The organism is Candidatus Microbacterium phytovorans, from assembly GCA_029202445.1.
Lineage (GTDB): Bacteria > Actinomycetota > Actinomycetes > Actinomycetales > Microbacteriaceae > Microbacterium > Microbacterium phytovorans.
The window spans coordinates 781,960-795,671 of the sequence record CP119321.1 but is presented as its reverse complement, the minus strand read 5'-3'; the positions used below and the strand labels follow the sequence as shown (position 1 = coordinate 795,671).

General features: G+C 69.0%; 12 protein-coding genes. 9 read left to right on the top strand and 3 right to left on the bottom strand.

Features of this window, described 5'->3' with window-relative positions:
* Positions 1–48: 48 nt before the first annotated feature.
* Entirely contained in the window at positions 49–2,313 is a 2,265-nt protein-coding gene (locus tag P0Y48_03785; GenBank protein ID WEK14342.1) for a bifunctional (p)ppGpp synthetase/guanosine-3',5'-bis(diphosphate) 3'-pyrophosphohydrolase, read from the top strand.
* Here the strand turns inward: P0Y48_03785 and P0Y48_03780 are convergent.
* From P0Y48_03780 to P0Y48_03770, 3 genes are all read right to left on the bottom strand, one after another.
* The gene (locus P0Y48_03780; GenBank protein WEK14341.1) at positions 2,300–2,851 is read right to left on the bottom strand and encodes an SAM-dependent methyltransferase; all 552 of its coding nucleotides are present in this window, start codon (positions 2,849–2,851) and stop codon (positions 2,300–2,302) included. The two genes, P0Y48_03785 and P0Y48_03780, sit on opposite strands and share 14 nt — an antisense overlap.
* A gap of 89 nt (positions 2,852–2,940) precedes the next feature.
* Positions 2,941–4,209, bottom strand: coding sequence for a DUF349 domain-containing protein (locus tag P0Y48_03775; GenBank protein WEK15001.1), 1,269 nt, complete (start codon positions 4,207–4,209; stop codon positions 2,941–2,943).
* 411 nt (positions 4,210–4,620) lie between these two features.
* Positions 4,621–4,950: a dioxygenase gene (locus tag P0Y48_03770; GenBank protein ID WEK14340.1), complete on the bottom strand. Its 330-nt coding sequence runs from the start codon at positions 4,948–4,950 to the stop codon at positions 4,621–4,623.
* A gap of 105 nt (positions 4,951–5,055) precedes the next feature.
* On the opposite strand from P0Y48_03770, the gene P0Y48_03765 reads away from it, so the two are divergent.
* The 8 genes from P0Y48_03765 to mltG all read left to right on the top strand — a co-directional run bounded on the left by P0Y48_03765 (position 5,056) and on the right by mltG (position 13,712).
* The gene (locus P0Y48_03765) at positions 5,056–6,411 is read left to right on the top strand and encodes a replication-associated recombination protein A (protein ID WEK14339.1); all 1,356 of its coding nucleotides are present in this window, start codon (positions 5,056–5,058) and stop codon (positions 6,409–6,411) included.
* On the top strand, positions 6,408–7,028 hold the full coding sequence (locus tag P0Y48_03760; protein WEK14338.1) for an NUDIX hydrolase: 621 nt from the start codon (positions 6,408–6,410) through the stop codon (positions 7,026–7,028). The genes P0Y48_03765 and P0Y48_03760 overlap by 4 nt, the downstream gene beginning before the upstream one ends.
* Positions 7,025–7,822: a tetratricopeptide repeat protein gene (locus tag P0Y48_03755; protein WEK14337.1), complete on the top strand. Its 798-nt coding sequence runs from the start codon at positions 7,025–7,027 to the stop codon at positions 7,820–7,822. Before P0Y48_03760 ends, P0Y48_03755 begins: the two co-directional genes overlap by 4 nt.
* Positions 7,823–8,029: 207 nt before the next feature.
* Complete coding sequence (gene rpsD, locus P0Y48_03750) at positions 8,030–8,659, top strand: 30S ribosomal protein S4 (GenBank protein ID WEK14336.1); 630 nt, start codon at positions 8,030–8,032, stop codon at positions 8,657–8,659.
* An 89-nt stretch (positions 8,660–8,748) separates the two neighbouring features.
* Positions 8,749–9,045, top strand: coding sequence for an ATPase (locus P0Y48_03745; protein ID WEK14335.1), 297 nt, complete (start codon positions 8,749–8,751; stop codon positions 9,043–9,045).
* A gap of 67 nt (positions 9,046–9,112) precedes the next feature.
* Complete coding sequence (gene alaS / locus P0Y48_03740; GenBank protein ID WEK14334.1) at positions 9,113–11,779, top strand: alanine--tRNA ligase; 2,667 nt, start codon at positions 9,113–9,115, stop codon at positions 11,777–11,779.
* A complete protein-coding gene (ruvX, locus tag P0Y48_03735; protein WEK14333.1) occupies positions 11,776–12,246 on the top strand; it encodes a Holliday junction resolvase RuvX in 471 nt (156 codons plus the stop codon). The genes alaS and ruvX overlap by 4 nt, the downstream gene beginning before the upstream one ends.
* Entirely contained in the window at positions 12,246–13,712 is a 1,467-nt protein-coding gene (gene mltG / locus P0Y48_03730; protein WEK14332.1) for an endolytic transglycosylase MltG, read from the top strand. The genes ruvX and mltG overlap by 1 nt, the downstream gene beginning before the upstream one ends.

Genomic DNA, 13,712 nt, shown 5'->3' with positions numbered 1-13,712 from the left:
AGCAGCGGGCGTAGGATTGACGGGTTCTGACACGGCGGAGGTGACCTGATGACCGAAACCGTGCCGTCCGCGGCCCAGAACCCGCCGCCGAGTTCGCTGCGTCGCCTCGTTCCTCGTCTGTTCTCCCGAGCTCCGTCGCGCAACGGAGTCGAGCAGCTCATCCGGACGGTGCGCACGCATCATCCCAAGGGTGATGTCGCCATCATCGAGCGTGCCTACCACGTCGCGGCTCGAGCGCACGCCGCGCAGAAGCGTCAGAGCGGCGAGCCTTACATCACGCATCCGCTCGCCGTCGCGCAGATCCTCGCGGATCTGGGATTGGGACCGAGGGCGATCGCGGCCGCCCTCTTGCACGACACCGTCGAGGACACCGAGTACGGGCTCGATCAGTTGCGCACCGAGTTCGGTGACGAAGTCGCGATGCTCGTCGACGGTGTCACCAAGCTGGACAAGGTCAAGTACGGCGACGCCGCCCAATCCGAGACCGTCCGCAAGATGATCGTCGCGATGTCGAAAGACATCCGCGTGCTCCTGATCAAACTCGCCGACCGTCTCCACAACGCCCGCACCTGGGGCTTCGTGCCGCCCGAGAAGGCAGCGAAGAAGGCGACCGAGACGCTCGAGATCTATGCGCCGCTCGCGCATCGTCTCGGCATCCAAGCGATCAAGAGCGAGCTGGAAGACCTCTCGTTCGCCGTGCTCCACCCGAAGCTGTACGTCGAGATCGACAGCCTGGTGAAGCAGCGCACACCGCAGCGGGAGCAGTACGTCCAGAACGTGATCGACGCGGTGGAAGCAGATCTGCGCGATCTCCGCATCCGCGGGCGGATCATGGGGCGCCCCAAGCAGCTGTACTCGGTGTACCAGAAGATGGTCGTGCGCGGCCGCGAGTTCGACGACATCTACGATCTCATCGGCATCCGCGTGCTCGTCAACACGGTCCGCGACTGCTACGCGGTCCTGGGGGCGATCCACGCGCGCTGGACGCCACTGCCCGGCCGTTTCAAGGACTACATCGCCACCCCGAAGTTCAACCTCTACCAGTCTCTCCACACGACGGTCATCGGCCCCGGCGGACGCACGGTCGAGATTCAGATCCGCACCAACGAGATGCACCAGCAGGCCGAGTACGGCGTGGCCGCCCACTGGAAGTACAAGGAGCGGATGAGCGGGGGCAAGACCGACGAGAAGTCGGTCGACACCGACATGGCGTGGCTCGCCCACATCTCGGACTGGCAGGCCGAGACCGCCGACCCCGGTGAGTTCCTCGACTCGCTGAGGTTCGAGATCGGTGCGAAAGAGGTCTACGTCTTCACGCCCAAGGGTCGCGTCATCGGCCTTCCCGCGGGAGGCACTCCCGTCGACTTCGCGTACGCCGTGCACACCGAAGTCGGACACCGCACGATGGGGGCCAAGGTCAACGGCCGCCTCGTGCCGCTGGAGTCCGAGCTGCACTCCGGCGACGTCGTCGAGGTCTTCACGTCGAAGAATCCCGACGCCGGCCCGAGTCAGGATTGGCTGGGCTTCGTCAAGTCCACGCGCGCCCGCAGCAAGATCCGCGGCTGGTTCACCAAGGAACGCCGTGAAGAGGCCGTCGATCAGGGCAAGGATGCCATCGCCCGCGCGATGCGTCGACAGAACCTGCCGCTGCAACGGCTGATGAGTCAGGACTCCTTCACCGAGGTGGCCCATCAGCTGCGCTACGAGGACGTCACGGCCCTATACGCGGCCGTGGGCGAAGGTCACGTATCCACGCAGTCCGTGATCGAGAAGGTCACATCGCTCGTCAGCGCACAGGAGGACACCAGCACAGGACCCATCGACCTCCCGGTGGTCGGACGATCCAAGGCGCCCCGCGGCGGTGACTCCGGCGTGCTCGTGCGCGGCGCGCCGGACATCCTCGTCAAGCTCGCCAAGTGCTGTACGCCGGTCCCCGGCGACGAGATCGTCGGCTTCGTCACCCGCGGGAGCGGGGTGTCGGTTCACCGGAGCGACTGCACGAACGTGAAGTCGTTGAAGGACGATCCCGACCGCATGATCGATGTCTCATGGGCGCCGACGACGAAGAGCGTCTTCCTCGTCCACATCCAGGTCGAAGCCCTCGACCGGTCGGGTCTTCTCAGCGACATCACCCGGGTGCTCAGCGAGCATCACGTCAACATCCTTTCGGCATCCGTGCAGACCAACAACGACCGGCTGGCGCTCAGCCGGTACGTCTTCGAGATGGGCGACATCGTCCACCTCGACCGCGTGCTGAACGCCGTGCGGCGAATCGACGCCGTCTACGACGTGTACCGCGTCACGTCTTCCTGACGGCCGCGCGCAGGTACTCCTGCGCAGCTCGCTTGTGGTGCACGGGGCCCGCCTGCTCGAGCCACAGGAGTCCCTCGGCGGCAAGGCCTGGTCGCCACTCGAGCATCGAACGCACGGTGCGGTCGGAGTCGCCCTGGTCGAGAACCCGGTCGCGCAGCAGGTCGACGAAGGTGCGCACGACGGTGGACACGGCAACGCCGCCGACCCATTGCACGTCCCCCACGGGGATCCTGACGTCGCGATAGCGCAGGCGCCCGTCGAGCACGGTCTGCGAGCGGGTGGCGACACACCGCTGCACGCAGTGAACCGCGGGCGGCTCCGGAAACGCCCCGTGCACCCAGCCCGCCGACTCATGCGTGAGCGCCCACCGCGCTCCGACGACGCGCCCGAGCGAACCGGCCCGGAGCTCCGCCGTCTCGACCGCATCGGCCGGCATGAAGGCCTCGCCGACCTCGACGAGGTCACCGTCAAGACGAGCAGCACCCAGCTCGGCGGAGGAAAGCGGGCCGTCGGGGAAGTAGAGGAAAGGCCATGGCATCCCCGCACTCTGCCCGAGTCGGGCGCGTCGTGCGACGGCAGATGGTCATCTGTGGACAGTCCGCCGCGACCACGGCAGGGGAGGAGTGCTCAGCCCCCGAGAGCGGAGAGCCACGCCTTTCGCGCAGCCAGCGCTTCCTCGGCCTTCGCGATCTTCGCCTTGTCCTTCGTCTTCTTGGCGGCTTCGACCTCGTCTTCGAGCTTCGCGATGGCGTCGTGGAGCTGCTGCGTCATGTCGTTCTGACGCGCCTTCGTCTCGGGGTTGTTGCTCTTCCAGTCGGCGTCTTCCCGCGCCTTGAGACCCTGCTCGATCTTGCGCAGGTCGTCGTCGAGTCCGCGCTCGGCCTCCCGGGGGAAAACGCGGCCGATGTCGTCCCAGCGACGCTGGATGCCGGTGAGGAGTGCACGTGCCTTCGCGGTGTCCTTCTCCTTCGGCACGGCGGCGGCTTCGGCCAGGAGCGCCCGCTTCGCCTCGATCTTCTCCTTGGAAGCCTCAGCGTCGGCGTGCTCGCGCTCGGCGCGCGCTCCATACAGGGCGTCGCCCGCAGCCTTGAACCGCGCCCACAGCGCATCGTCGGCCTTCTTGCCGGCGCGTCCCGCCGACTTCCACTGGTCGAGGAGCCCCCGGTAGGCGGTGATGCCGTCCTCTCCGCGGGATGCCAGCGCCTCCGCGCGCTCGACGAGGGCAGCCTTCGCGTCGCGGGCCGACTTGTGCGTCTCGTCGAGGCTCGCGTAGAACTCGCGGCGGTGACGATCGAACACCGCGCGAGCGTCGCGGAATCGCTTCCACAGCTGCTGTCCGACGTTCTTCGGGAGCCGGGGACCGGTGGCCTGGTGAGCCTGCCACTTCTCGAACAGTTCGGTGACTTCCGCGGACGTCTGCTTCCACTGAATCGAACGAGGGTCGCGCGCGGCGATCCCCTCGATCTGCTCGACGAGCGCCGTGCGCTCCGCGATGGCGGCGTCGACGGCCTCCCGCTGGGCCGCGGCCTCCTCGGCCGATGCTTCGCTGAGCGCCGAGTCGAGCACCGAGAGCCGCGCCTCGAGCGACGCGAGGTCGCCGACAGCAGCCGCCCCTGTGACGCGCTCGCGAACGGTCTTGAGGGTGCTGCGCAGGTCGGATGCCGACGCGCCGCCACGACGGTGACGCGCTTCGATCAAGGCGACCTCGCTCGCGAGATCGGTGAACTTCCGCTCGAAGTACGCGAGCGCCTCGGCGGGGGTGCCGTCGGGATACTGACCGACGACGCGCCACTCATCTCCCTCGCGGACGGAAACCGTGCCGTCGTCTTCGACACGACCCCAGTCACCGCTGGGTGCGCTGTCGGCGAGGGCGGGAGCGAGCGGCGCCGAAGCCACCGCCGTCGGCACGGGTCGCGGCGCGCGCGGCAGCGGAACACCCGGCCGGGGACGGGGGATGGGCGCCGGAGAGGCAGCGGGCTGCGAGTCCTCCTCCGTGGCCGGCTCGTGCGTCGCCGATTGGTCGGCGGCCGGTTCCTCAGCCGACACCTCTGCGGCCGGCTGCTCAGCCGGCTTCTCGGCGGCCGGCTCGTCGGCGACCCCCACCTCGGGAGTCGGCTGCTCCGCGGCCGACTCATCGGCTGCGGGTGCCTGCGCCGACGGGTCCACAGGGGACTCCTCGGCCGTGGGCTCGGTCGTTGTGGGTTCTTCGGGAACGGAAGTCACGGGTAGCACCTCGTCGCGGCGGGGCCTGTCGACGAAGACAGGCCGCCTAGGGGTTCGGTCGGCTGCAAGCCTATACGGCGGCGGTCAGGGCGTGGGAGAGGGCGACGTCGACGACGCGGGCGTCGGATCCGCTGTCGATGACGGTGTCGGCGCGCCCGTGGTCGGGCTCGGACTCGGGGTCGAGCTCGGCGCCGGGGCGGGCTGCCCGGGACCGACGGTGTAGTAGGCCACCTGGCCTCCGACGACGGCGAGGATCAGCGCGCCGCCGGCCACGCCCGCGATCAGGTTGTCGCGGCGGCGGCGGCGCTGCAGGCCGTCCTGGAACTCCTGGCGGGCCTGGTAGAGCCGCGCTCGATCGCGCGCGGCACGCGCGCTCTTCTTGTCTGCGCCGGACCTGCTCGCACCGGTAGCCACGGGACCTCCTCGATTCCCGGACGCCCGGGCCTCCCCGAGCCTACGGGCACGCGCGCGGGTGCGACAAACGCGGCCGGCGTCGGCGGGCGCGGCTAGCCTGGACGGGTGACCACCCCCGCCGCGCTCTTCTCCGGGCAGACACCTCTCGCCGTGCGCATGCGGCCGGTGTCTCTCGACGAAGTCGCGGGCCAGGGGCACCTCCTGCGGCCGGGTTCACCGCTGGTCGCCCTCGCCGACGGCGGATCGCCGACACGGTCAGCCGTGTCGGTCATCCTCTGGGGTCCGCCGGGCACCGGCAAGACGACGCTCGCGCAGGCGATCGCGCGCACCTCTGGCCGCCGTTTCGTGGAGCTGTCCGCCGTCACCGCCGGAGTCCGCGATGTGCGCGAGGTCATGCAGGAGGCGATGAACCAGCGTGATCTGTACGGCGTGTCCACGATCCTGTTCCTCGACGAGATCCACCGTTTCACGAAGGCGCAGCAGGACGCGCTGCTCCCTGGCGTCGAGAACGGCTGGGTCATCCTCATCGCCGCGACGACCGAGAATCCGTCCTTCTCGGTCATCTCACCGCTGCTGTCACGGTCGCTCCTGCTCACGCTGCAGCCGCTGACCGACGACGATCTCGGACGCCTCATCGACCGTGCCGTCTCCGACGCGCGGGGTCTTGCCGGTGCGGTGGAGCTCACTCCGGAAGCCCGGGCCGCGCTCGTCCAACTCGCTTCCGGAGACGCACGCCGAGCTCTCACTTCGCTGGAGGCCGCGGCATCCATGGTCTCCGGCGACGCGGGCGCCGAAGGTGACCTGGACGGCGACGCAGGCGAGGCGGTGCCGGTCATCAGCGCCGAGCAGGTCGCGCAGGCGGTCGATCGCGCGCTCCTGCGATATGACAAGCAGGGCGACGAGCACTACGACGTCATCAGCGCGTTCATCAAGTCCATCCGTGGCTCCGACGTCGACGCCGCGATGCACTACCTTGCGCGCATGATCGAGGCCGGGGAGGACCCTCGCTTCATCGCACGCCGCCTCGTCATCTCCGCCTCGGAAGACATCGGCCTGGCCGACCCGCAGGCGCTCGTGATCGCGGTGGCCGCGGCGGACGCGGTCGCGTTCATCGGTATGCCCGAGGGGCGCATCCCCCTCGCCGAGGCGACGGCGTACCTGGCCACGACCGCGAAGTCGAACGCGGCCTACGTGGCGATCGACGCCGCCATCGCGGACGTGCGGCGGGGAGGCTTCGGTCGCGTACCGCCGCACCTGCGCGACGCCCATTACCCGGGTGCGAAACGGCTCGGCCATGGAAAGGGTTATGTCTATCCGCACGACCTCGAGGTCGGCGTCGCGACACAGCAATACCTCCCTGACGAACTGGTGGGTCGTCGGTACTACGAGCCGACAGGACGCGGCTTGGAGCGCGACATCGCCGCACGGGTGGAGAAGATCCGAAAGATCCTGGGCGAATGAGTGCCGGCCAGGAGTCCGAGGGTGGCCGCGATCCCGGCTCGGCCTGGACCAAGATCAGCTCCGAGTCGATGTACACGGGGTACATCGCCGTCCGACGCGACCAGTATCGGCTGCCCGACGGGTCGGAGAGCGGCTGGGACGTGCTGCTCATCGGCGACACCGTGTCCGTCGTCGCCTTCACGGATGACGATCGCGTCGTCCTGTTCGATCAGTACCGTGTCGGCCCGGAGTCAGTGCTCGGCGAGCTTCCCGGCGGACTCATCGATCCGGGCGAGGACGTGGTCACCGCCGGCGCGCGCGAACTCCGGGAGGAGACGGGCTACGAGGCCGGCGTCGTCCACCACGCGGGCGCGGAATGGGCGGCCGCGAACTCTCGACGCCGCAAGAACATCCTCATCGCCGGAGGATGCCGACGCGTCAGCGATCCGTCGTGGGGCGCGGAGGAGACCGGTCGGGTGCGCACGATCGCAGCGACAGACCTCCTGGACCACCTGCTTTCGGGAGAGCTCAGCGATGCCGGTGCCGCCCTGCGGGGCCTTCACGCCTTCGCCCGAGCCGCCGTGGACTCCGCTCTGCAGCCGCTGCAGGAGCGGGTGAAGGAGTTGCTGACCCCATGACTGACCCCACCTCCGCCCGCGATCTCTTCGACAGCGCCTCCCAGCGCGATGCCGCCGGCGACGAGCGGGGCGCCATCCCGCTCTATCGCGCGGCCCTCGATCGCGGACTGGAGGAACCCGAGCGCACGCGGGCGATCATCCAACTCGCGAGCTCGCTGCGCGTGGTGGGGGATCCCTCAGGTGCGATCGCGCTCCTGCAGGATCTGCGCGGCGAGGACCCCCTGTCGCGCGCCGCGCAGGCGTTCCTCTCGTTGGCGCTCTTCGACGACGGGAAGCCGGCGGCGGCGCTTCGCACGGCGGTCGGCGCGCTCCTGCCGACGCTGTCCGATTACCGCGCCTCTCTGTCCGCGTACGCGGAGCAGCTCGGTGCGCCGCACCGCGTACGTGCCATCGTCGTGGGGCTCGTCGTGGTCGACGGGTGGCTGCTGGCGGAGGAGTATGCCGCGAACGGTCGTCACGACGGATTCCTGCGCGCGCCGGGAGGAGGGATCGAGTTCGGAGAATCGGTGCACACGGCGCTCCGCCGCGAGTTCGCGGAGGAGCTCGACGCAGATGTGCGCGAAGCGCGCCTGCTCGGGGTGACGGAGAACGTCTTCGACGCGCACGGCGCCCGCGGGCACGAAATCGTCCACGTCTTCAGCGTCGACTCGGAGCGTCTGGCCGCAATGCCTCGTGACGCCCACGAGCCGGTCCGCGACAGCGATACGACCGTGGGATGGTACCGGCTGGAGGCGGTTCGCTCGGGGAAGCACGTCTTCTATCCGCCCGGCGCGCTCGATCTGCTGCCCGCGTGAGGCTCACGGCGCGCCCCGCGCGACGACGCGGACGAAGCTCCGGGGCGCTCTGATAGACTTGACCGGCTCGAAACCGAGTTTTCGGGCATCTCCCTCTTCTGACCAAGACCTCCTGGCGTGCCCCGGCGTGCAGTCCAGGATGGGCGAAGAGCGGGGGATACGTCCGTGAGTCGTGAAATGCACGGCCACGTCAGGAAGGAACACTTCGTGGCTACGAAGTCCCAGGACCGCCGCAAGGTCCGCCTGTCGCGCGCGCTCGGCGTCGCGCTGACCCCGAAGGCCGCCCGCTACCTCGAGAAGCGTCCCTACGCTCCCGGTGAGCACGGTCGCACCAAGCGCAAGGCTGACAGCGACTACGCCGTCCGTCTCCGCGAGAAGCAGCGTCTGCGCGAGCAGTACGGCATCCGCGAGAAGCAGATGCGCAACACGTTCAACGAGGCTCGTCGCCAGGACGGCCTGACCGGTGAGAACCTCGTCGAGCTGCTCGAGATGCGCCTCGACGCGCTCGTCGTGCGCTCGGGCTTCGCCCGCACCACGGCGCAGGCCCGTCAGCTCGTCGTGCACCGCCACATCCTCGTCGACGGCCAGCTCGTCGACCGCCCGTCGTTCCGCGTGAAGCCGGGACAGCTCATCCACGTCAAGGCCAAGAGCGAGGGCCTCGAGCCCTTCCAGGTCGCGGCCGCCGGCGGTCACGCCGAGGTCCTGCCGCCCGTTCCGGCCTACCTCGAGGTCGAGCTCGACAAGCTGCAGGCGCGTCTCGTGCGTCGCCCGAAGCGCGCAGAGGTGCCCGTGACCGGTGACGTCCAGCTCGTCGTCGAGTACTACGCCGCTCGCTGAGCGAAGCGTCGCACCAGCACACGAACGCCGAGGGGCGTCGGGGTCACCACCCCGACGCCCCTCGGCCGTTTGCGCCTAACATGGAACCCATGAAGAACGCGCTGTGGTTCGTGCTGGGCATCGCCGGCGGCTTCGTCGCGGCCCACCTGGTCAACAAGGACCCGCGCGGTCACGAGGTTCTGGCCGAGGTCGACGCCCGCATCTCGGAGTTCACCGATCGCATCGGCGACGCGTACCGCGCACAGGAGGCCAAGATCGAAGGGCTCGTCGCCGACGCCAAGACCGCGGCATCCAGCGCCATCGACTCCGCACGGGATGCCGTCTCCGACGCGGCCCACGCGGTCGCCGACGCCGCCGAAGACGGCGCCGCCCGCGTCTCCGACTGACCGAACGACCGATCGACGAGCCCGGTTTCACACCGGGTGCGCGCCCCTGCATTGCCGAGGACACCCCATGAAGACCGCTGAGATCGCCCAGCGCTACCTCGATTACTTCGAGAAGAACGGCCACACGATCGTTCCGTCCGCTTCGCTCGTGACAGACGATCCCGCGCTGCTGTTCACGATCGCCGGCATGGTCCCGTTCATCCCGTATCTGAGCGGCGATGTGCCGGCACCGTATCCGCGCGCCGCCGACAACCAGAAGTGCATCCGCACCAACGACATCGAAGAGGTCGGCAAGACGCCGCGCCACGGCACGTTCTTCCAGATGCTCGGCAACTGGTCGTTCGGCGACTACTTCAAGGAAGGCGCGATCCGCTACGCCTGGGAGCTCCTGACGACGCCCGAGGCAGACGGCGGCCTCGGCTTCGACGCGAAAGACCTCTGGGTGACGGTCTACGAGGAAGACGACGAGGCACACACCCTCTGGCTCCGACTCACCGACCTTCCCGAGGAGCGCATCCAGCGCCTGGGCAAGGACACCAACTACTGGACCACGGGACTTCCCGGACCCGCCGGGCCCTGCTCGGAGATCTTCTTCGACCGCGGTCCGGCCTACGGCATCGACGGCGGACCGGCCACCGACGACGACCGCTACGTGGAGATCTGGAACCTCGTCTTCATGCAGTACGAGATCGCCGATGTCCGCTCCAAGTACGACTTCACGATCGTCGGTGAGCTCCCCGCGAAGAACGTCGACACCGGGATGGGTCTCGAGCGCATCGCCTTCCTCAAGCAGGGCGTCGACAACATGTACGAGACCGACCAGGTCCGCCCTGTGCTCGACCGGGCCGTCGCACTCTCCGGCAAGACCTACGGCGCGAATCACGACGACGACGTGCGATTCCGCGTGATCGCCGACCACGTGCGATCGTCCCTCATGCTGCTGTCCGACGGTGTCACTCCCTCCAACGAGGGGCGCGGCTACATCCTCCGACGCCTCATGCGTCGCGCCATTCGCGCGATGCGGCTGCTCGGCGTCGACGGACCGACGTTCGCCGAGCTCTTCGCCGCGTCCCGCGACGCGATGAAGGAGGCCTACCCGGTCGTCGAGGCGGACTACGAGCGTCTGTCCCAGTACGCCCTCGCGGAGGAGGCGACCTTCCTGCGCACCCTCGCAGCGGGCTCCGAACTGCTCGACGAATCCGTCGCGCGAACGCGTCGCGACGGCGGTGCGCAGCTCAGCGGCAGCGAGGCGTTCCTCCTGCACGACACCTACGGCTTCCCGATCGACCTCACGATGGAGATCGTCGAGGAAGCGGGTCTCACGGTCGATCGCGACGCGTTCGACACCCTCATGCAGGAACAGCGCACCCGGGCGAAGGCAGACGCGCGCTCCCGCAAGCGCGCTCTCGCGGATACGAGCGTGTACCGCGACCTGCGGGCGCAGGGGGAGACGGTGTTCACCGGATACTCCGACCTGGAGACCGAATCGACGGTGCTGGGCCTCCTCGTCGACGGTGTTCCCGCGTCGCGCGCCTCGCAGGGGCAGATCGCCGAAGTCATCCTCGCTGAGACGGCGTTGTACGCCGAGTCGGGTGGTCAGGTCGCCGACAAGGGCGTCATCGTGGGCCCCGGGTTCGAACTCGAGGTGCTCGACGTCCAGAAGCCGGTTCCCGGCCTCGTCAGTCACACGGTCGAGGTGACGTCGGGCGAAGTCGGCGTCGGCCAGCCCGCGACGTCGGTCGTCGACGCCGTGAACCGCCGCGCCGCCCAGCAGGCCCACTCTGCGACACACCTCGTGCACGCTGCCCTCCGGGACACCCTGGGGAAGACCGCGACGCAGGCAGGCTCCCTCAACCGCGCCGGGTACATGCGCTTCGACTTCACGTGGGGCCAAGCACTGTCGGACGCGACGAAGAGCGAGATCGAGGAGATCGCCAACAACGCGGTGCGCGACAACCTCGAAGTGACGACGCGCGTGCTGGCGTTGGATGAGGCGAAGTCGCTCGGGGCGATGGCCCTGTTCGGCGAGAAGTACGGCGACACCGTGCGGATGGTCGACATCGGAGGGCCGTGGTCGCGTGAGCTCTGTGCCGGCACGCACGTCGGACGCAGCGCCGAAGTCGGCCTCATCAGCCTCGTCGGCGAGTCGTCGGTCGGCGCCTCCAACAGACGCGTGGAGGCGCTCGTGGGCCTCGACGCGTTCCGCGAGCTGGCCGCAGAGCGTGCGCTCGTCTCCCAGCTCACCGCGCATCTGAAGGCACCGCGCGACCAGCTGCCCGCGCGGATCGCAGAGCTACAAGCCAACCTCAAGGCCGCCGAGAAGAAGATCGCGCAGTTCGAGGCGAAGGCGCTGGGGGAGCGGATCCCGGCACTGATCGAATCGGCTCAGCGCTCCGGTGCCCAGCGCGTCGTCGCACAGTCGCTCGGCACCGTGGCATCCGCGGACGACGTGCGCACCCTTGCACTGCAGGTGCGCGATCGCCTCGGTTCGGATGCCGCGGTGGTCGCGCTCGGGGCGACGGTCGGCGACCGGCCGATCGTCATCGTGGCTACCAACGACGCCGCACGGCAGGCCGGCGCGAAGGCCGGCGCCCTCGCGAAGGGTGCGGCGAGCATCCTGGGCGGTGGCGGCGGCGGCCGCGACGACGTCGCACAGGGCGGCGGGACGGATGCCACGGCACTTCCGGCCGCGCTCGGCGACATCGTCGCCCGACTGGAGAACGCGGGCGCGTGACGGGGTTCCGACGCGGCGTCCGGCTCGGCATCGATGTCGGGAAGGCGCGCGTCGGTGTGGCACGGTGCGATCGTGACGGTCTGCTCGCCGTTCCGGTCGAGACCGTCCCACGCGACGACGGCACCACACGCCGGATCGTCGAACTCGCCAGCGAGTACGACGCGTTCGAGCTCCTGGTGGGTCTTCCCATCAGCTTGAGCGGGGGCGAGACGGCCTCGACGGCCGACGCGAGGCTCGTCGCTGGGCAGCTCGCCGCGGCATCCGGACTCCCCGTCCGCCTGGTCGACGAGCGCTTGAGCACGGTGTCCGCGCATGCGGCGCTGCGCGATTCCGGAAGATCCCAGCGTTCGTCTCGTAAGCTTGTCGACCAAGTAGCGGCGGTCGTCCTCCTCCAGCAGGCGATCGACGTCGAGAAGAGCACCGGCATCCCGGCCGGCGCTCTCCATGATCCCCCGGAGCCCGTCTGATGCCCGACACCCCGTCGTCCGACGATCAGTTCGCCGACCTGTTCGGCAGGCTGCCGTCGCCCCCGAACCGTGCCGCCTCGGCCACGTCCTCGGATTCGAGCGCGTCGACGCCCGCGCCGACGAGTCGTCGCGCGGCGAGGGAGGCGGCGACGGCATCCGGCGAGACGCGGGTCACTCCGGCCGTCGAGACGAGTCCCGTCAGTGCCCCCCGGACTGCCGCGACGCACGAGCCCGCGCCCGTCCACGCCCCGGCCGCCGCGGCCGCGTCGGACACCCTTCCTCCCGGCCCTCGACGGACTCCGGGCTCGATCGACGCGTTGTTCGGCGCGGAGGCCGTCCACGAAGCCGACGACCCGAAGAAGCGACACGACCGTGACCGGCGCAAGAGCCGGATCGCCGGCTGGGTGATCGTCGGCGTCGTGCTGGCGATCATCGGCGGTCTCGCGGTCGGCGGCACCTATGTGTGGACGACGTACGAAGACAAGATCCGCGCGTTCCTCGGCTGGGAAGAACCCAAGGACTTCGAGGCCGGCATGGCCAACGGCGAGGTCGTCGTGACGATCGTCGAAGGGGACACCGGCTCGTCGATCTCGACGACGTTGTACGACGCGGGCGTCACGAAGACCTCCGGCGCCTTCTACGACTACCTCATCTCCACCGCATCCGCCGCGACCTTCCACCCAGGCGCGTACCGGCTGCAGTACGAGATGACCTCCGAAGCGGCGCTGGCCGCGCTGGAGGATCCGGCCAACAAGCTCGAGAACACGGCTCAGCTGCGCGAAGGTCTCACCGTGGAGCAGTCGCTCCCGATCCTCGCCGACGGGACAGGCATCGCCCTCAAGGACTTCCAATCGGCCGTAGCCGACCCCTCGGAGTACGGCGTGGCGGCCGACAGCCTCGAAGGCTGGCTCTTCCCCGCGACCTACACCTTTGATCCCGGCGCCACGGCGACAGACGTCGTGCAGACGCTGGTCGACCGCACCATCACCTCGTTGGACGCCGCCGGTGTGCCGAAGGATCGCCGGGAGGAGATCCTCACGATCGCGTCCATCATCGAGCGCGAAGCGCGCTACGAGGACGACTTCTACAAGGTGTCTCGCGTCATCCAGAACCGCCTCGACCCGTCCAACGACGAGACGTTCGGCAAGCTCCAGATGGATTCGACGGCGCAGTACGGCTACGGCGAGATGCACGACGGCACGGTGAGCTCCACCGCCGAAGCCCTCGAGGACGACAATCCCTGGAACACCTACGTTCACGAAGGGCTGCCGATCGGTCCGATCGCCAATCCCGGCGACACCGCGATCAAGGCCGCCATGGAGCCCGCCGACGGTCCATGGCTCTACTTCGTGACGGTCAATCTCGAGACGGGCGAGACGGTGTTCACCGAGACGTACAGCGAACACCTCAAAGCCGTCGATCAGTGGCGTCAGTGGTGCGCGGACAATCCTGACGGCGGCTGCTGA